The sequence below is a fragment of the Rhizobium sp. USDA 3886 genome, from assembly GCF_056279785.1.
The window spans coordinates 2496349-2513006 of record NZ_JBWCDC010000001.1; the positions used below are offsets into that span (position 1 = coordinate 2496349).

A 16658-nucleotide genomic window follows, 5' to 3' on the forward strand; every position below is an offset into this window, starting at 1 on the left:
GAAAGACAATGCAGGCACGTTTCAACTTTGCAAAGGCCTCGCCCGAAGCCTACAAGGCGGTTGCCGCCCTGGAGCAATATGTCCAGGGCTCCGGCCTTGAACGGCGCTTCATCCACCTCATCAAGCTGCGCGCCTCGCAGATCAACGGCTGCGCCTACTGCGTCGACATGCACGTCAAGGAAGCCCGCCATGACGGCCTTGGCGAGCAGTGGATCAACCTCATCTGCGCCTGGAAGGAATCGCCGGTCTACGACGCAAAGGAGCGTGCCCTGCTCGGCTGGGTCGATGCGGTGACGAGGATCGCGGAGACCGGCGCACCGGACGCGGACTTCGAAGCCCTGAAGGCGCATTTCAGCGAAGAGGAAGTCACCAACATCACGGTGGCGATCGGCGCGATCAACGTCTGGAACCGGTTGGCCGTCGGCTTCCGCAGCCAGCACCCAATCGATCAGCCGGCGAAGGCTGCGTGAGGAATTTTGCGCACAGCAAAAAGCTTGAGGCAATGCTTGAAGCGACCGACCCGATGAAAATCGGGTCGGCAAAAATTTCGATCAGCTGCTACGGGCACCTGATCCGTCGAAGTTATTGATAAGTTCACGGATGACTTGGGCGATCTTTTCCGCGGAGGAGCCCTTGGCATACTCCTCGTTCATGCGGCGTCTGATAAGTTTTTCCAACTCTGACATATCTTCACCTCATCTATCCGGCGCGAGGCGAGTGTCGCTCTCGGCCTGAGAGGAGGCAAGTTACGATTTGTTTATGATTGAACTGCCGCTTCGCGAACCTACAGCGCGATATAACGATCCGCGCGGTGGTTGATGGTCAGGAAGAGATTGAGGACGACCGCGCCGAGAACGGAATAGAGAACCACCGGCGGCGTTGTGACGAAGAAGGCGGCGGCAAGCACGCACATGTCGACGGAAAGCTGCACAAGACCGGCGCGGATGCCGAAACGCTCCTGCATATAGATACCGAGAATGCCGACGCCGCCGAGGCTGGCGCGATGGCGATAGAGCGCAAGCAGGCCGAAGCCGAGCAGTAGGCCGCCGAGAAGCGCTGCCCAGGCTGGATGGATGCTGGAAATCTCAAAGAAACGCGACTGCACATCGGCAAGCGCCGAGGTGAGGCCGATGGCGACGAAGGTCTTGATCGTAAAGGCGATGCCGAGGCGCTTCCAGGAAAGATAAAAGAACGGCAGGTTGAGCAAGAAGAAGGCAAGGCCGAAATTCACGCCGAAAGCGTAATGCAGCAGGAAGGCGATACCGGCGGTGCTGCCGGTGAGAAGGCCGGCGCTGGCGAGCACATAAAGGCCGAGTGCGGAAACGAGGCTGCCGGAGAATATGCCCTGCACATCCTCGAGCGGCGTATGGCGCGTCGCGCTGGTGTTCCAGAAACCGAGGGCACTGATGAACTGAGCCATGCCGGCAATCTCCAACAGCAGAAGAATTCAAGCGCGCCGGAGAACGTTTCCCGCGCAACGGATTGTCTATGGTGAACAGCCTGAGGCGCTCCTGATTGTTCTTCCGCGGCGCCGGTCAGCTATGATGGGAATTATCGAGCTTTTCGCAGTTGCGAGCAAGCGAAATATGTAAGCGATACTGACCTATTTCAAATCGAAAGATTTGTGCGCGAAACGTTACCGCCGTGCAAGGAACAGAATGCCGGCGACTGGTTTGCCGCCATCCTGTCGAATCGTGGTTTTGATGGTCTCGATAATCTCGAGGCTATAGCGGCTGCAAAGACCGCGAACATGGGCTTCCGTGTGCGCATAGCGCAGTGATGGCGCGAGGTGGAAACCGTCGCCCTCGCCCGCGTCTTCGACCGAGAACGCGAAATCTGCGCTGGGGGCGGCGAGGCGATCGACGATCGCGAAAACGCTTTCGAGATTGCCGAGATACATGAGCACATCGGCAGCCGTAATCAAATCAGCGCGGTATTCCGTACCATCGGCAAAGACGCCGGAGGCTTCAGGCGCAAGAGAAAGGTCGGCTTGGGCCAAGTGATCGTAGACTGCCTTCTCCTCGGCCTTGGCGAGCATTTTTTGTGAGAGGTCGTAGCCTTCAAGCCGTCCGGCACGGGCGCGGATCTCCGGTCCGAGAAGGCCGGTGCCGCAGCCGAGATCAATGGCGAGCGAATATTTGCGGCCGGTAGCGGCAAGGAGCGCTGCGAGTTTTTGCGGAACGGTATAATCCAGCTTTTCGACGAGCGAGGTTTCGAAACGGGCGGCATAATCATCGAACAGCCGCTCGACATAGCGGCTCGGCGGTTGCTCCGGCATTTCGGCCTCGCCAAGCAGGGCAAGCTTGAGGCTTGCGCCGAAAATATCCTCCGGATCGAGCGACAGCGTCTTCCGATAGGCTTCGATCGCGGATCCCACGTTGCCCGCCTTCTCCCGGTAGGTCGCGAGGCGATACCAGCCGGCGGCCCAGGCGGGCGTCAGCTCCAGCGCCTGCTCCATCAGTTCGGCGGCCGCATCCGCCTCACCGCCCTCGTCGAGCATCTTCGCATAATCGGCGCGACGATCGGCGATGACGTCGCCTGAGGAAAACTGGCTTTGCTGCATGATGTGGCCCGTTGAACGCCTGCGCATTTGGCGGCGGCCACAAAAAAACTCAAGTCCTATTTCAGAGGCGGAACGGCCAGTTCCGGAAAAGGCTTGCGGGCGACGCGCCGCAACCGTATTTCAGGGCAAACAGGAGATGGCGCATGTCCGATCAGGTAAACAAATTTCTAGGTGACTCGCTCGGCCGCACATTGGTGAAGCTCTTAGTCGTTTCGCTGATCGTCGGTTTCGTGATGACCGTTTTCGGATGGGCACCGCTGGACCTCGTCTACGGCGTCCAGGATTTCATCCGCGAGATCTGGTACCGGGGTTTTGCAGCGCTCGGTCGCGTCGGCGATTATCTGCTGCTTGGCGCAACGGTCGTCATCCCGATCTTCATTATCATCCGTCTTTTCAACTTTCGCCGGTAAACATGACATCCATCGATCTTTCCAGGCGCAATCTGCTGCGCTTTTCAGGCCTTGTCTTCCTGACGGGCGTCGCAGGCTGCACGACCGCGCCCAGAATGTCTTCCACGCCCTCGGACGGAGAGGACGAGACAACGGCGGCGCTGCCGCTCGTCAACCAGCTTCGTGCCAAGAATGGGCTGACGGCGCTTCGCGTCGATCCGGCGGCAAGCGCTGCGGCGATCTACCAGGCCAAGCGAATGGCAAGCGCCGGCAAGATGACGCATCTGATGGGCATGGCCGACAGTTTTGGTGCACGCGTGAGGAAAAGCGGCGTGCAGCTTCCGGCCGCAGAGAATATCGCCGCGGGCCAGCAGAGCATCGATGCCGTGGTGACGGCCTGGATCAACTCGCGACATCATCTCGAGAACATGCTGGGAGGCTATAACGGGCTCGGCGTCGCCGTTGCGCACAATACGTCTTCCCGGAGCGTGCCCTATTGGGCCATGGTTCTTTCCAGCTGAGGCGATTCTGCCTCTCAAGATCGAGGCAGAAATGGATCACCGCGGGCGCGAAAACCGGCTGGCATTCGATGTGACGCACCGGCTGGTGCTGTCGATCGCCATTCCGATGACGCTCGGCTTCACGACGACGCCGCTGCTCGGCCTCGTCGGTACCGGCGTCGTGGGCCATATGGGCGAGCCCGATGCGCTTGCCGGCCTTGCGATCGGGGCAATGCTCTTCGACCTTCTCCTCGGCAGCTTCAACTTCCTGCGCGCTTCGACCACGGGGCTGACGGCACAGGCGCTCGGGCGGCACGATACGCATGAGCAGCAGGGCGTTTTCTGGCGAGCCATGGTTTCCGCACTCGGTTGCGGCCTTGTTCTTCTCTGTCTCTCGCCGCTACTGCTTTCGGCAGGGCTGGCACTGATGGGACCCGAAGCGGCCGTCGCGCAGGCGACGAATGTCTACTTCTCCATTCGGATCCTTGCCGCCCCTGCGGCTCTCGCGAATTACGCGATCCTCGGTTTCGTGCTAGGGCGCGGGCAAGGCGGCACCGGCCTTTTCCTGCAGGCGCTGATCAACGGTATCAATATCGTGCTCGCGATCTATCTCGGCCTCTGGCTCGACTGGGGAGTCGCCGGCGTCGCCTGGGGCACGATGGTTGGCGAGACGGCCGGTGCGGTGGCCGGCCTCTTCCTCGTTCTCAGAAGCTTCGAAGCCTCCGAACGGCCAAGCCGTGCGGAAATCTTCTCGCGGCACAGGCTGGCGGAGCTCTTTGCGCTCAATCGCGACATCCTGATCCGCACCTTCGTGCTGATCGGCTCCTTTGCGATCATGACGCGGATCGGCACGAGCTTCGGCGCCGTCACGCTCGCCGCCAATGCCGTGCTGATGAATTTCTTCCTGCTCTCCGGCTATTATCTCGACGGGCTTGCCAATGCCGCCGAGCAGATCACCGGACGGGCGATCGGCGCGGCCCACCGGCCGGCCTTCGACCGCGGGCTGAAACTCACTGCCATCTGGTCCTTCGGCCTGGCGGCGTCCGTTTCCGCCTTCTTCCTTGGCGCCGGTCCCTGGCTGATTTCCGCGCTGACGACCTCGCCGGAGGTGCGGGCAGCGGCAGAAACCTATCTGCCTTGGGCGGCGATCACCGGACTGACGGGCGCACTCGCCTTCCTGATGGACGGCGTCTTCATCGGCGCGACATGGTCTGTCGACATGCGCAACCGTATGCTGATGTCATTTGCCGGCTATCTTGCCGCGCTCGCGGTCTTCGTGCCGCTCTTCGGCAATCACGGGCTCTGGCTGTCGATGAACGCCTTCCTGCTGTTCCGCGGCTTCTTCCTCGCAATGCTGGTGAAGCCGCGGGCCGATCAGACGTTCCGAGCCGCCCAGTGATCGGCGCGGGTGTCGCGCAATTCGCGGATCGACGTGACCTTTTCACGGTCGAGGAGCCTTGAGAGGCCGCGGACGATCTCGCCCGGTAGGCCAGGACCCGCGTAGACCATGCAGGAATAAAGCTGCACGAGATCGGCCCCTGCCCTGATCTTTTCGAGCGCGGTTTCCGCCGAAGAAACACCGCCGACACCGACGATCGGGAGTGCGGCGCCGACGCGCTTGCGCATTTTCGCAAGAATCGCGGTCGACTTCTCGAAGAGCGGCTTGCCCGAAAGGCCACCGGCTTCCTTCGCCTGCCGCTGATCCTTCAGACCGTCGCGGGCAAGCGTCGTGTTCGAGACGATCAGGCCGTCCAGCCCATGGGAGAGAACTTCGGCCGCGATATCGTCCATCCCTTCTTCCGTGAGATCGGGCGCAATCTTGAGGAAGACCGGAATTTTCCGGCCAGACCTCGCGGCCTCCTCGTCGCGGGCGGCAAGCACGGCGGACAGGAGAGCGGCCAGGCTTTCGCGCGCCTGCAGGTCACGCAGGCCAGGCGTATTCGGCGAAGAGATGTTGGCCGTGAAATAGCGCGCAACGGAATAGAAGCGGCGAATGCCGGCCACATAGTCGCCGATGCGGTCTGCGCTGTCCTTGTTGGCGCCGATGTTAACGCCGATAATGCCTTCGCGGCGGATCGCCGACAGGCGCCGGAAGACCGCATCATGGCCCTCGTTGTTGAAGCCGAGGCGGTTGATGACCCCTTCGTCTTCCACCAGACGGAAGATGCGCGGGCGCGGATTGCCCGACTGCGGCTTCGGCGTCACCGTGCCGATCTCAGTGAAGCCAAAGCCGAGCTTCAGGAGGGATTCCGGCACTTCGGCATTCTTGTCGTAACCGGCCGCCATACCGAGCGGGTTGTCGAAGGTGAGGCCGGCGACCGTCTGCACCAGCCGCGAATCTGGAGAAATACGGCAAGCGGGAACCAAGCCGGATTTCAGCGCAGCGATCGACATGCCATGCGCCGTTTCGGGATCGAAGAGGAAGAGGCCCTTGCGGGCAGCGCTCTTGAACACATTAATCATGGCAGGAGTTCCGGGAAGATATGCTGTCCGGCATCATCGAGCGGAAGCGGCTTTTCCCAGATGACGGCCGAAAGGGGCAGTTCGGCATAAAGATGCGGGAAGAGATCGCCGTCTCGGGAGGGTTCGAAGATCAGCTTGTCGCCGAGCTTGCCGCTATCGATGGCGACGAGCAGCAGGCCCGGCTGGCCTGCGAAAAACAGCGCCGCCGTCTGCCGCACCTGTTTTTCCGTCGAGAGATGAATGAAAACCGTCTTGCAGGTCGATGCCTGCGCCGCGAAAAACGCCGCTTTGCCTGGCTTCCTGCCAGAGCGCCTCGGTCACGATCTTGTAAACGACGGGTGTCACGCTCATGATGGCCTCATGCAATGGCTGATGCTGTTGGTGAGCGCTTTGCCGGAAAGGAACGGCGATGTCCACGACTCCCCGCCGAAAAACAGGATAGCCGCAACAGAAATCCGGAGGATCATACCATGAAGACGATAACAATCGGGATTGCCGCAGTTCTTCTTCTGCCGCTGACGGCGCTCGCGGCCGAGCCGGACCCGGCGCGCTTCCAGCTCGAGCGGAGCGGCGACCATTTCGTCCGTCTCGACAAGCACACGGGTGCGATATCGCTTTGCGAAGAAAAGGACGGTTCGTTGGTCTGCCGTATGGCGGCCGACGAACGCGCTGCTTATGACGACGAGCTCGACCGGCTTTCCGACCGCGTGACCGCGCTCGAAAACAAGAGCATCGTCAACAAGGCGCTGCCCACCGATGCCGAGATCGACCGCTCGATCAGCATCATGGAGCGGATGATGAAAAGCTTCATGGGCATGGTGAAGCAATTCCAGGAGGAAGAAAAGACCGCGCCTCTTCCGCAGAAGACCTGATTTGATGTAGTAATATGAAGAGGACGGCATGTGCGGCGGGTATCCCGCGCACGAGGAGGATGAAATCGGGCTCTTGGGAGGGGGTTTTCGATGCAGGAACAGACGATCATCATTGCGGACGACCACCCGCTTTTCCGGGATGCGCTGCGCCAGGCCGTGACCGGCATGGAGGGGCAGCACACGATCGTCGAAGCCGGCGATTTCACGGCCGCGCGCGCTGCCGCTACCAATCATCCGGATGCGGATATCCTGCTGCTCGATCTTGCCATGCCCGGCGTCAGCGGCTTTTCCGGGCTGATGGCGCTGCGCTCCGAATTCGCCAGCCTGCCGATCGTCATCATTTCCGCGACCGATGACGCGACGACGATCCGCCGTGCGCTGGAGCTCGGCGCTTCCGGTTTCATTTCCAAATCGTCCGGCATCGAAGATATCCGCAGCAGCATCCAGGCGGTACTTGCCGGCGATATCGCAACGCCGGAGAATTATCGCGACGGTGAGGAACAAGACCCGGACGTGGCCGACCTCATTCACCGCCTGCACACGCTGACGCCGCAGCAGAGCCGCGTGCTCACCATGCTCGGCGAAGGCCTGCTCAACAAACAGATCGCCTACGAGCTCGGCGTTTCCGAAGCAACGATCAAGGCGCACGTCTCTGCCATCCTCCTGAAGCTCAACGTCGACAGCCGCACGCAGGCCGTCATCCAGCTCGGCAAGATCAACATGGCGATGGTTGCCTGACGCCAAGACAGGATTTTATTCCTCCTTTCTCTTTACTATGAAAAAGCCTGGCATTAATCTTCCTGCCGATTGGAGAGCGGCGCCGGGGCGCAGGACCAAGCAAGATGCTGTCACACGAGCAGATTTGGGGAGCGATCGACAGGCTTGCCGAACGGCATGACCTGACACCGTCTGGTCTTGCGCGCCGTGCCGGCCTCGACCCTACCTCCTTCAACAAATCTAAGCGGTTGTCTGCCGATGGCCGGCTGCGCTGGCCTTCGACGGAATCGATCGCCAAAGTGCTCGATGCGACGGGCGCCACCATGGAGCAGTTCATGGGCTTCATGCGGCCCGCAAACAGCTTCTCCGGTCTGCTGGATGGCGCATCCCCCCCGCAGGGAGGCTCCATTCCCCTGCTCGGCTTCGCACAGGCCGGTGCGGGCGGCTTTTTCGATGATGGCGGTTTCCCGGCTGGCCAAGGGTGGGATGTGGTGGAATTTCCGGCCGCACCCTCGCAGAAAGCGGGCGTCTATGCCCTCGAAGTGCAGGGAGACAGCATGATGCCGCTTTATCGCGACGGCGACGTCCTGATCGTGGAGCCGGGCGGCCAGGTGCGCCGCAACGACCGCGTCGTCGTCAGGACGCGCGAGGGCGAGGTGATGGCCAAGGTGCTGCTACGCCAGAGCACACGCTCCATCGAACTGATGTCCCTCAATTCCGAACATCCGAACCGGACGATCGAGTTTTCCGATGTGGATTGGATCGCGCGCATCATCTGGGCCAGCCAATAGGAAAATCTTCCATGCGGCCTGCAGCACTTCTGACAGCTGTTGCGGGAATAACAATCGTCGCCGTGATGCTGGCGGCAGGCAGGGAGCGGTTTGCCGGGCCGGATGTGGCGACGACCGCGAGCGAAGATCCCATCACAGCGGCCAAATCCGAGGAGGTACCAAAGCCGCCAATTGCCCTTCCCGATCCAAAGATCAGCATGAACGCGCGGCCGGTCGACCAAGCAAGCCAGTTCTATCCGGCTGAGGCGGAGGGCAAGCCGCTGGAACGGGTTGCCGCGCCCGAATCGGAAAAGCCAAAGCCGGAGCCGCAGAAAGCCGCAACATTGCCGAGGCCGGTCGCCGAGAGTGCTGGCATTCTCGCCTTCGGCGACAGGAAGCTGCAGCTTGCCGGCATCGTTCCGACACAGGCCGACAAGGTTTGCAAAGAGCTGGATGGGAACGAATGGCCTTGCGGAATGCTTGCCAAGACGAATTTCCGGCTCTTTCTGCGGCTGCGCTCAGTCACCTGCGATCTGGAGGACGCCAACTGGACCGGCATCACGACCGCCTCCTGCAAGATCGGCGCGCAAGATCTTTCCGAATGGCTTGTCGAGAACGGCTGGGCCGATGCAGTCGCCGGATCGCCGCTTACCGGAGCGGGCGAAAAGGCGAAGGCGGAGAAGAAAGGCGTCTATGGCGAGGATCCGCGCAAGGGCGCGCCGCTGACGCTGCCGCCCGGACCGCCGCCGGATAATCCTCTCGATCCGATCTAGCGATCCCTTGTAATGGCGGACGGCAGTTCCTAAACTCCTGCCGAAGCAGAGGGAATGACCGAATGAACAAGCCGCTTTCCGCCCATGATGCCCTGATTTACGTGATGGTGATGGCATCCGCCGTCGACAGCACGATGAACGACCGGGAGATGGAGCGCATCGGCCAGCTGATCGGCTTTCTGCCAGTGTTCAAGGATTTCGATGACGACAAGCTGATTTCGATTGCCCGCGACTGCGCAGCGCTGCTGGCCGGGCCGGAAGGTCTCGATGTCGTTTTGGAAACTGTGAAGGACACGCTGCCGGCGCGGCTCTACGACACCGCCTATGCGCTTGCCGTCGAAGTCGCTTCCGCCGACCTTTCCGTCAAGGCCGAGGAGCTTCGGCTGCTCAGCATGCTCCGCGACCGGTTGGGTCTCGACAAGCTTACCTGCGCGGCCATCGAACGCAGCGCGATCGCCCGCTTCCGCAACGGTCAATAGAGCCCATAAGGGAAATAACGCAGGTACATTTCCTGCAGGCGGCCGTTTCTGGAAAGTGCTGCAAGCGCGTGATCCAACGCTGCCGTCAATACGCTGTCGTTCTGGCGAAGCATGATCGTCATGCCCTCTCCCAGAAACTGCTCCGACAAATAGGGGCCATCGAAGAGCGCGCAGCATTTGGCGGATGCCTGAGAGGAAACCCAGAAGGACAATTGCAGGGCGTCGGCGAAGGCAGCGTCCACCTTGCCATCCCTCAGGGCCGTCAGCAGTGCCTCCCTATTCTCGAAAAGCACGGCTTTTATTGCCGGAAAGTAGGCGGCAAGCATGGCCTCATGTACGGTCGCCTTGATGACGCCGACCGGTCGGCCAGACAGCGCTGCGGCGGTATCCCCTTTGATCTCCGCTTTCGCATTGCGCACGAAACGGGCCGGGAGCATGAGGTAGGGACGGCTGAAGGTAAACTGCTTGCGTAAGTCTGAAGTTACGGCCAACCCCGCGATGACGGCATCGCCCTGGGAGGCCGCAAGCGTCTCCTTCAAATCGGCAAAGGGCAGCGCCTGGATCTCGCATTTTGAAGCCACTTCCAGTTCATTACATATCTCGCGCGCCAAATCGATATTGAAGCCCGACAGCTTGCCATTCTGGTCGGTAAAGTTGAAAGGTGGGAAATCGACCGCGGTCAGGAAGCGCAGGCGGACGAGCGAAGAGAGGTCCGGCTTGGCAAGCCTTTCACGGGCGTCAAAAAGCAGCGGCAGCGACGATGGCGCCTGCTGCGCAAACGTCGTCCCTGCAGAAAATACAACCAAGGACAGCCAAAAAGTTAAAAGTCCCTTAAAACTTAGGGACGCAGGGAAAGATTGTCTCACTATCATCCGGCTCGGGTTAGGGTCGGGGCATCGCCGCTTGGCGATGGTGTATCAGAGTCATCCGTATTGGGAAATATGCGCCGGGCCGCACCACCGGCCATAAAAGTGCGCCAGCAGTCAGTCATGCGCCTTCATCAGCGGGAGCAGATCGTAGACGAAAGCACCTGCTTTCGCGATGTGATTGCCGTTCTTCTGAAGCTGGGCATCGGCTAGCTGAGCGGGTGAAGGGAATCGAACCCTCGTATTCAGCTTGGGAGGCTTCGAGAACCTTGAGAAAAATCAATGCGGCGTTCACGCTGGCCGACTGATCCACAGATGTTTTCGGATTTAGGTAGCAAACGCCACCAGCGCAAGGGGCAGCATTCGGCCCGAAGCTGCCCCTCTACAGAAACGCTTCGAAAGTCCGGATAGGTAGTTTTCTCCCGTACGTCTCACCGATCCGAACGTGCAGGTGGTGCCAACAGTGGACATTCCTGCATATAGATCGCCCACATGGCGGCAACGACGTCTTCGGCTCCCTAGAGCCGCCGTTGCCGCACTTCCGCGCGTCGCCTCCTTATGCGGTCATCAAATCGATGACCCGCATGATCGCGACCGAATTGCTCGTGTTTTGGGTGCCTTCTGTCGTATCGGCATTAGCGCAGGTCCAAACATCGCCCTTCTTGACCGTGAACTTTTTTTCGTTCTGAACGACCGAAAGTTCTCCCTCAGTCATATGGCAGAGCATGTCGTTCTTCATCATGTTGTCCGGCGTCTTCGCCCCAGGTTGGATAACAACATCCCGCAGTTTCACCATTTTATAAGCTGGTATGACCGAAGCCCGCTCACCGAGCGCGACAACTCTGACACCGGGTCCGGTCTCCTCGCCCTCATCGGGGCCGTAAGTCTGGGCGGCTGCTGGCGTCGCCCAGGCAATCAGTGGCGTTGCGGCCGTTGTAAGACCGAGTGCGAGCGTGGTTCTACGATTGACGGCTTCCATTGTGTCCTCCCTAGCCAATTTGTTAGGATGAATATTATGGATTTCTAAAGCAACCTCGGCGCGATCATGGCGGTTGTCAAATCAACAAATCAACTCTTTGGAAATGGCTTGCCGCGTCCTATGGAGGCGTACGTTCCGCCAATTCGATCATGCGGCGACCGCTAATGAGCGGCCGCAATGGGGCATCAGTGAGCGTTCGGCCGGAACCGATGGGCTTCCGCTCGCATTCCGGCCGTCCTGATGTTTGGCGAGATTGTGGCATTTGCCGCGTCGGAAACACGCTTTCGCTCATCCCGCTTAAATACTGAAGCGGGGGAGATGCGTCATTCTCCAATGCTAGATGTTGTTAACACCTGTGCGAACGGGATAAGCCATTTTTCTTTTCATCCTGCGTTCAGGATCGATTTTCGAGAATAGACCATCTTCTTGAGAGTGCTGAACCATGACCAGAGATGATTTCGCTGCGAACGATGCACCAATGCAGAACGAAGATATTGTGATCTGCAAAAGAGTCTTCGATCATATCTGCGCGACCGGGAACATAACGGGTGACGACGCCTGCGACGAGCTCGCAACCCAGATCATCTATTTCTTTCAGCACGGCGTCACGAACGAAGACAGCTTGGAAAAGCTACTCGTGAGCATTGCAGAGAAACAGAGGTAGACGTGAATATGCCAATACGCCCGCAGTATTACGCCAGACACGACGGGGACGGCAGCTGGTCGATTGTCCATACGCAAACGCATAAGGTCGCTGTAATTGCTGAAACTCTGCCGCTAACACGCCTGGATGAATCCACCGCCATGGAGATTATCGAAGCCCTGAGTGAGAGGTATTCGGCGTCCGAAACGCCGGCACCTTCCCTGAAGGCGCAGGGGAACGGCCTAAGCCGTTTTAACTAATTTGCTCTCTTTTGATCGTCTGTCATTCTGGTAGTGCGTGGCGGAGGCAAACCCTTCCCTTATGTCACGCGGTGCGAAAGGGCTCGCGTTGATCGATGGCCAGCGCGAGCCTTCCTCTATTCAGGCAGGAGCACCGATAATCAGCTCTCGCACCTCCCAATCTTGGGGCTTTGCTCTTCCCGATACAGCGAGTATGTCTGTGCGTAACACCGACGCAGAGGACGATTATCATGTCGAGTTTTGAAGCCTGAAGGGAAAGCGGCATATCTTGCAACATTATGTCGACAAGGCCGGGGCGCGCGCCGCAAAGGCTACGGAAGATCGAGATTTCGAACTGGCTGATCTTCTGGGCAGCCTCAGCAGCATTATTCGCGAGGACATTCAGGTCCTGGACGGTGAAATCGCTGATCGGGAGTATGAAGAAGACAACTAGTGGTCTGCGCCTGACGGAAGAGTCCGATCTGGGATTCCTTTTGGCCAGCGTGCATGCGAGGCTGTGGCATGCGCACTGGCATTTCCATCAATCTTACCCCTCCGACCGGCAGCGCCTTGAGGCTGTCGCCAGCAACCGGAACACGGCTCAGAAACATGTCTGGCGGGCAGTTATCGTGCTGCTGAGCGCCGATGGCGTCTGCACCACCGAGATCATGCGCCGGACCGGCACCTCTAAGACCTGCGTCTGGCGCTGGCAGGAGCGCTTCATGCAAGAAGGTGTCGACGGCCTGCTGCGCGACAAGACTCGCCCCTCCCGGATCAAGCCGCTTGTCCCTGATATGGCCGAGCGGGTAGTCAACCTGACGCTTTCTGACCCACCGGTCGAGGCAACCCACTGGACTCATGATGGCTAGGGAGAGTGGCATCAGCGCCAGTGCCGTACGGCGCATCTGGCGAGCCCAATGGTCTCGAGCCGCATCGCTATCGCCAGTTCAAGCTCTCCAACGATCCCAAGTTTGGCAGAAGCTCAGAGACGTGGGCTCTACGTCGATCATCATCGTGGCCGTTAGGCGTGGGCACCAAGCGTTAGATTCCATCCCTAGCGCCAGTCGTCGAGCACGAAGACGCCGGCGCGACTGTAACCCGGCTCATTTGGCCTGTGCATCGTGACCCCTTGGATTTCGGTTCGAAAGCCACGCCCGACCAAGTGCCGGTACGCCTCGTGGCGGGCCATGTTCACCCCGGCCAGCAGCTTGGGCATCCCCTCCGCTACGGCAAGCGCCTCGCAGGCATGCAGCAAGCTGTCGAAGGTCTCCCCAGCCGCCGATCCTGGACGCACGGTCCCGAACTTGATGAAGCAAGCACCGTCGCCTGCTTCGCTGCGCGGCCCATGGTGGCACACGGCAAAACCGTCCAAGCCCGCACCCGCCATATCGCCGAGCAGGACCGTCTCCCCAAGCTCCTGCGCCTCTACGGCCTGGATCTCCGCCCCCAGGTCGAGCCCGTCGTAAAGGGCGCCGGTCAGGTCACGGCAGGACTTCAGGCATTCCACTCTCTGCTCCTCTGTCAGATCGGAATACCGCGACCAGCGCACCGGCTCGGTCTGGTTGTGACGGACCGGCGCCGACATGATGGCCGTGAGGAAACGAGCCCAGTAGCCGTACTTCTGGTACAGGCCCACGTGCTTGGCGCTCTGGGCGAAGGTGAACAGGCCTGCATGCCGCGTGCCCCATTCATCGAAGCTCGCCGTGACGGCCTCGACGAGCCGCGCGCCGATGCCCCGGTCCCAAAGGTCGGGGCGGATCGTCAACGGTCCGAAGAAGCCGACGCTGCCCCAGCGGGTTGCGAAGTTGGAGCCCACCAGTTCACCGCCCACCTCCGCGGCGAAGGCGGCGACGTAGGGCGCCTGCCAGCGGCCGCGTACGTAGTCGCGGTCGGACCAGAACGTCTCTGGTTCGGGTGCTCCCAAGAAGGTGCCAAAGGCCAGCCGGAAAATTCTTTCGGCTTCCGGCAGATCGGTCTCGGCCAGCGCGCGGATGGCTACGCTAGGTGCAGTTCCCATATCGCCCTCCCTGGTTCGCTAAGGGATGCAGCGCCCGATGCGCTGCCCAAGGGCGCTGCAGTCGGGCTGTATTCTACTCTTCTCCAGAGGAATAGTCACACGCATGGGAGATGTCGGCCACCGGATCGGTCCTCTGGAGTTCGGTACCATCCGTCAGGCTTCTGCCACTAGGAACAAACAACCGCCTCGGATGTTCGGCCGAATGGACCGTGCGGCCAAACTCTCCTGTAACCATGCTTTTGCCCATGCACGCGGCTGTGCGGTCCGCCTCAATCTTCGCGCATTGGGTTCTTACCGTACGGAAAGCTTTTTTGTGTGCTGGCGGAACGCTCTAGGCAGTTAAGTCGTTGAAATAGCGGATTGCGCGGCCAAACGCGCATCCAGCCGGCGACTTGGCCCTGCGCTGAACACCCCGTCGGTCAGGGCCGTTTTTGTCCGGAACCGCACTAATACCTTTGGGCTAGTTTACCGGCAGACAGTCTCGCCCATTTTATAAGGGCCGCGCACCCCTATGAGCGGTATTCGTCACTTTTCTCTTGCCCCGCCGATCGACAGCGGGGCTTTTTTTGAACGTCTGGGAACTTCGCGCAGCACGAGATGTTAGGCACCATCAGGCGGCATCCACGTAGCTCCAACCGATCCGCGCGATCGTGCCAAGAGGTTGCGTCATCCTCTAGCACGATGCGGTGAGGGTTCGTCTCAACGACCCTTCATGACGAGCCCTTGCCGTTCGGTCTATCCTCACCTTGAAGACCAGCAAGACGGGAGCTGCGGTCGCTCGCGACCTTAGGAGCTACCCGCTCGTGACCGAGGCTCTGAAAGCCTACACGCTTCCGGAAATTGGCCCTGTGGTGATCGGTGAGGACTACGGGAAGCCTTATTGGGAAAACCGCTATGCAGAGAAGTTCCGCAAGGTTCGAGATGCTGCCGGCGTCCCCAATAACGTCTGGTCGATGGACACGCGGGCAGGCGCCGTTTCGGAGACCGTCGAGGCAACCGGCTCGATCGAAATGGCAAGCAATCTCGCGACCCATTCGACCGTGAAGATGACGAAAAAGTACAGCCGTGGCGATGGACTTGAGGCTAGCCGCAAGATCGCTGAGGCCCGCGCCGAATCGCGTAAGTGAAACGGCAGTGAAACGCCGATATACTTAAGTTATTGAAGTTGCTGGAGCGGGTGAAGGGAATCGAACCCTCGTATTCAGCTTGGGAAGCTGCTGCTCTACCATTGAGCTACACCCGCAATGACGGAAGCCTTCCAACAGATGGATGGCGGTGTCAAGGCATCTCAGATGCGGAAATGTTTGGAGAGCTTCAGGCCCTGAGCCTGATAGTTCGATCCAAGGCCGGAGCCATAGAGGCTTTCGGGCTTTTCCAGCATGTGCTCGTAAACCAGGCGGCCGACGATCTGGCCGTCCTCGAGGATGAAGGGCACTTCGTGGCTGCGGACCTCGAGGACGGCACGGCTGCCCATGCCGCCGGCGGGCGCGTGGCCGAAGCCCGGGTCAAAGAAGCCGGCGTAATGCACGCGAAACTCGCCGACCAGCGGATCAAAGGGCGTCATTTCGGCGGCATAGTGCGGCGGAACGTGCACGGCCTCGCGCGAAACGAGGATATAGAACTCATCCGGGTCGAGGATCAGCTCGTTGCTGCCGCGACTGTAAAGCGGCTCCCAAAAATCGAAGATATCGTGCTCGGCCTTCTTGTCGACATCGACGACGGCCGTGTGATGCTTGCCGCGATAGCCGATCAAGCCCTCCTTGTCGCCAGCCAGGTCGATCGAGAGCGCAATGCCGCCGCCGGAAACGTTGGGCTTGGCGCTTGCGACCAGCGTTTCCGCATCATGCAGCGCCTGCAGCTCCGGCTCGCCGAGAATCGAATGCCCGACGCGGAAACGTATCTGCGAGAGGCGCGAGCCGCGGCGCACGACGACGGGGAACGTGCGCGGGCTGATTTCCAGATAGAGCGGGCCGGAATAACCGGCAGGAATCTTGTCGAATTCCTGCGCGTAGTCGGTAATGACGCGGGTGAAGATGTCGAGGCGGCCGGTCGAGCTTTTAGGATTGGCCGAGGCAGACATTTCAGTCGGAAGATCGAGCCGCTCCATCAGAGGCACGATATAGACGCAGCCCGTTTCGAGCACGGCACCTTCGGAGAGGTCGATGACATGCAGGCTCAGCCGGTCGAGCTTGTCGGCAACGAGATGCGATGGACCCGGCATGAAACTGGCCCTAACGCGGAACGCCTTGGCGCCCAGGCGCAGGTCCAGGCTGGCCGGCTGGATCTGATCGCGGTCCAGTTCCCGCTCCGTCGTGAGGCGGCCGGTTTCAAACAACGCGGCTATTGCGCGATCGGCCAAGATTCCAGTTTCGCGAGCCATCATGCTCC

General features: G+C 60.3%; 19 protein-coding genes, 1 tRNA gene and 2 pseudogenes. 12 read left to right on the forward strand and 10 right to left on the reverse strand.

What is annotated here, in order from left to right:
* The first annotated feature begins 8 nt into the window (after positions 1-8).
* Positions 9-470, forward strand: a complete 462-nt coding sequence (locus ACZ9BX_RS12800; protein ID WP_476218327.1) for a carboxymuconolactone decarboxylase family protein — start codon at positions 9-11, stop codon at positions 468-470.
* 81 nt (positions 471-551) lie between these two features.
* Here the strand turns inward: ACZ9BX_RS12800 and ACZ9BX_RS12805 are convergent, their stop codons facing one another.
* From ACZ9BX_RS12805 to ACZ9BX_RS12815, 3 genes are all read right to left on the reverse strand, one after another.
* On the reverse strand, positions 552-686 hold the full coding sequence (locus ACZ9BX_RS12805) for a hypothetical protein (protein ID WP_281029313.1): 135 nt from the start codon (positions 684-686) through the stop codon (positions 552-554).
* A gap of 98 nt (positions 687-784) precedes the next feature.
* Positions 785-1420, reverse strand: coding sequence for a YitT family protein (locus ACZ9BX_RS12810; protein ID WP_476218330.1), 636 nt, complete (start codon positions 1418-1420; stop codon positions 785-787).
* Positions 1421-1636: 216 nt separating this feature from the next.
* The gene (locus ACZ9BX_RS12815) at positions 1637-2563 is read right to left on the reverse strand and encodes a class I SAM-dependent DNA methyltransferase (RefSeq protein WP_476219993.1); all 927 of its coding nucleotides are present in this window, start codon (positions 2561-2563) and stop codon (positions 1637-1639) included.
* Positions 2564-2706: 143 nt separating this feature from the next.
* Here ACZ9BX_RS12815 and ACZ9BX_RS12820 point away from each other — a divergent pair, with 143 nt between their 5' ends.
* The 3 genes from ACZ9BX_RS12820 to ACZ9BX_RS12830 are packed head-to-tail and all read left to right on the forward strand — an operon-like array spanning position 2707 to position 4851.
* Positions 2707-2973 carry a DUF6460 domain-containing protein gene (locus ACZ9BX_RS12820; RefSeq protein WP_476218332.1) on the forward strand — a complete coding sequence of 89 codons (267 nt, stop codon included), beginning with the start codon at positions 2707-2709 and terminating at the stop codon, positions 2971-2973.
* Positions 2974-2975: 2 nt separating this feature from the next.
* The gene (locus tag ACZ9BX_RS12825; RefSeq protein WP_132560204.1) at positions 2976-3473 is read left to right on the forward strand and encodes a CAP domain-containing protein; all 498 of its coding nucleotides are present in this window, start codon (positions 2976-2978) and stop codon (positions 3471-3473) included.
* A 31-nt stretch (positions 3474-3504) separates the two neighbouring features.
* Positions 3505-4851 (forward strand): MATE family efflux transporter, encoded by a 1347-nt coding sequence (locus ACZ9BX_RS12830; RefSeq protein ID WP_476218333.1) that lies wholly within the window; start codon positions 3505-3507, stop codon positions 4849-4851.
* On the opposite strand, the gene ACZ9BX_RS12835 is transcribed toward ACZ9BX_RS12830, so the two are convergent.
* Positions 4827-5915, reverse strand: a complete 1089-nt coding sequence (locus tag ACZ9BX_RS12835) for a quinone-dependent dihydroorotate dehydrogenase (protein ID WP_476218335.1) — start codon at positions 5913-5915, stop codon at positions 4827-4829. The two genes, ACZ9BX_RS12830 and ACZ9BX_RS12835, sit on opposite strands and share 25 nt — an antisense overlap.
* Positions 5912-6266 (reverse strand): annotated as a pseudogene (locus ACZ9BX_RS12840) (DUF952 domain-containing protein). The gene ACZ9BX_RS12835 and the pseudogene ACZ9BX_RS12840 overlap by 4 nt, the downstream one beginning before the upstream one ends.
* 119 nt (positions 6267-6385) lie before the next feature.
* On the opposite strand from ACZ9BX_RS12840, the gene ACZ9BX_RS12845 reads away from it, so the two are divergent.
* The 5 genes from ACZ9BX_RS12845 to ACZ9BX_RS12865 all read left to right on the forward strand — a co-directional run bounded on the left by ACZ9BX_RS12845 (position 6386) and on the right by ACZ9BX_RS12865 (position 9526).
* Positions 6386-6787 carry a hypothetical protein gene (locus ACZ9BX_RS12845; RefSeq protein ID WP_476218336.1) on the forward strand — a complete coding sequence of 134 codons (402 nt, stop codon included), beginning with the start codon at positions 6386-6388 and terminating at the stop codon, positions 6785-6787.
* Between the two features lie 90 nt (positions 6788-6877).
* Entirely contained in the window at positions 6878-7525 is a 648-nt protein-coding gene (locus tag ACZ9BX_RS12850) for a response regulator (RefSeq protein WP_132560214.1), read from the forward strand.
* Positions 7526-7629: 104 nt separating this feature from the next.
* Positions 7630-8295, forward strand: coding sequence for a S24 family peptidase (locus ACZ9BX_RS12855; RefSeq protein ID WP_476218339.1), 666 nt, complete (start codon positions 7630-7632; stop codon positions 8293-8295).
* Positions 8296-8306: 11 nt separating this feature from the next.
* Positions 8307-9047 carry a thermonuclease family protein gene (locus ACZ9BX_RS12860; protein WP_476218341.1) on the forward strand — a complete coding sequence of 247 codons (741 nt, stop codon included), beginning with the start codon at positions 8307-8309 and terminating at the stop codon, positions 9045-9047.
* A 62-nt stretch (positions 9048-9109) separates the two neighbouring features.
* The gene (locus tag ACZ9BX_RS12865; protein WP_027513295.1) at positions 9110-9526 is read left to right on the forward strand and encodes a tellurite resistance TerB family protein; all 417 of its coding nucleotides are present in this window, start codon (positions 9110-9112) and stop codon (positions 9524-9526) included.
* On the opposite strand, the gene ACZ9BX_RS12870 is transcribed toward ACZ9BX_RS12865, so the two are convergent.
* Together ACZ9BX_RS12870 and ACZ9BX_RS12875 are read right to left on the reverse strand one after the other, a co-directional pair.
* A complete protein-coding gene (locus ACZ9BX_RS12870) occupies positions 9520-10392 on the reverse strand; it encodes a transporter substrate-binding domain-containing protein (protein WP_476218344.1) in 873 nt (290 codons plus the stop codon). The genes ACZ9BX_RS12865 and ACZ9BX_RS12870 overlap by 7 nt on opposite strands.
* Before the next feature lie 556 nt (positions 10393-10948).
* Positions 10949-11371, reverse strand: a complete 423-nt coding sequence (locus tag ACZ9BX_RS12875) for a hypothetical protein (RefSeq protein ID WP_476218346.1) — start codon at positions 11369-11371, stop codon at positions 10949-10951.
* Between the two features lie 1171 nt (positions 11372-12542).
* Here ACZ9BX_RS12875 and ACZ9BX_RS12880 point away from each other — a divergent pair.
* Together ACZ9BX_RS12880 and ACZ9BX_RS12885 are read left to right on the forward strand one after the other, a co-directional pair.
* A complete protein-coding gene (locus tag ACZ9BX_RS12880) occupies positions 12543-12707 on the forward strand; it encodes a hypothetical protein (RefSeq protein WP_476218348.1) in 165 nt (54 codons plus the stop codon).
* A gap of 68 nt (positions 12708-12775) precedes the next feature.
* Positions 12776-13226 (forward strand): annotated as a pseudogene (locus tag ACZ9BX_RS12885) (helix-turn-helix domain-containing protein); the annotation flags it as partial.
* An 81-nt stretch (positions 13227-13307) separates the two neighbouring features.
* Here the strand turns inward: ACZ9BX_RS12885 and ACZ9BX_RS12890 are convergent.
* On the reverse strand, positions 13308-14270 hold the full coding sequence (locus tag ACZ9BX_RS12890; protein WP_476218350.1) for a GNAT family N-acetyltransferase: 963 nt from the start codon (positions 14268-14270) through the stop codon (positions 13308-13310).
* An 803-nt stretch (positions 14271-15073) separates the two neighbouring features.
* On the opposite strand from ACZ9BX_RS12890, the gene ACZ9BX_RS12895 reads away from it, so the two are divergent.
* Positions 15074-15397: a site-specific integrase gene (locus tag ACZ9BX_RS12895; RefSeq protein ID WP_476218352.1), complete on the forward strand. Its 324-nt coding sequence runs from the start codon at positions 15074-15076 to the stop codon at positions 15395-15397.
* A 42-nt stretch (positions 15398-15439) separates the two neighbouring features.
* Here the strand turns inward: ACZ9BX_RS12895 and ACZ9BX_RS12900 are convergent.
* A tRNA-Gly gene (locus tag ACZ9BX_RS12900) sits at positions 15440-15513 on the reverse strand.
* Positions 15514-15558: 45 nt separating this feature from the next.
* Positions 15559-16653 (reverse strand): 2'-deoxycytidine 5'-triphosphate deaminase, encoded by a 1095-nt coding sequence (locus tag ACZ9BX_RS12905; RefSeq protein WP_476218353.1) that lies wholly within the window; start codon positions 16651-16653, stop codon positions 15559-15561.
* Between the last annotated feature and the right edge of the window lie 5 nt (positions 16654-16658).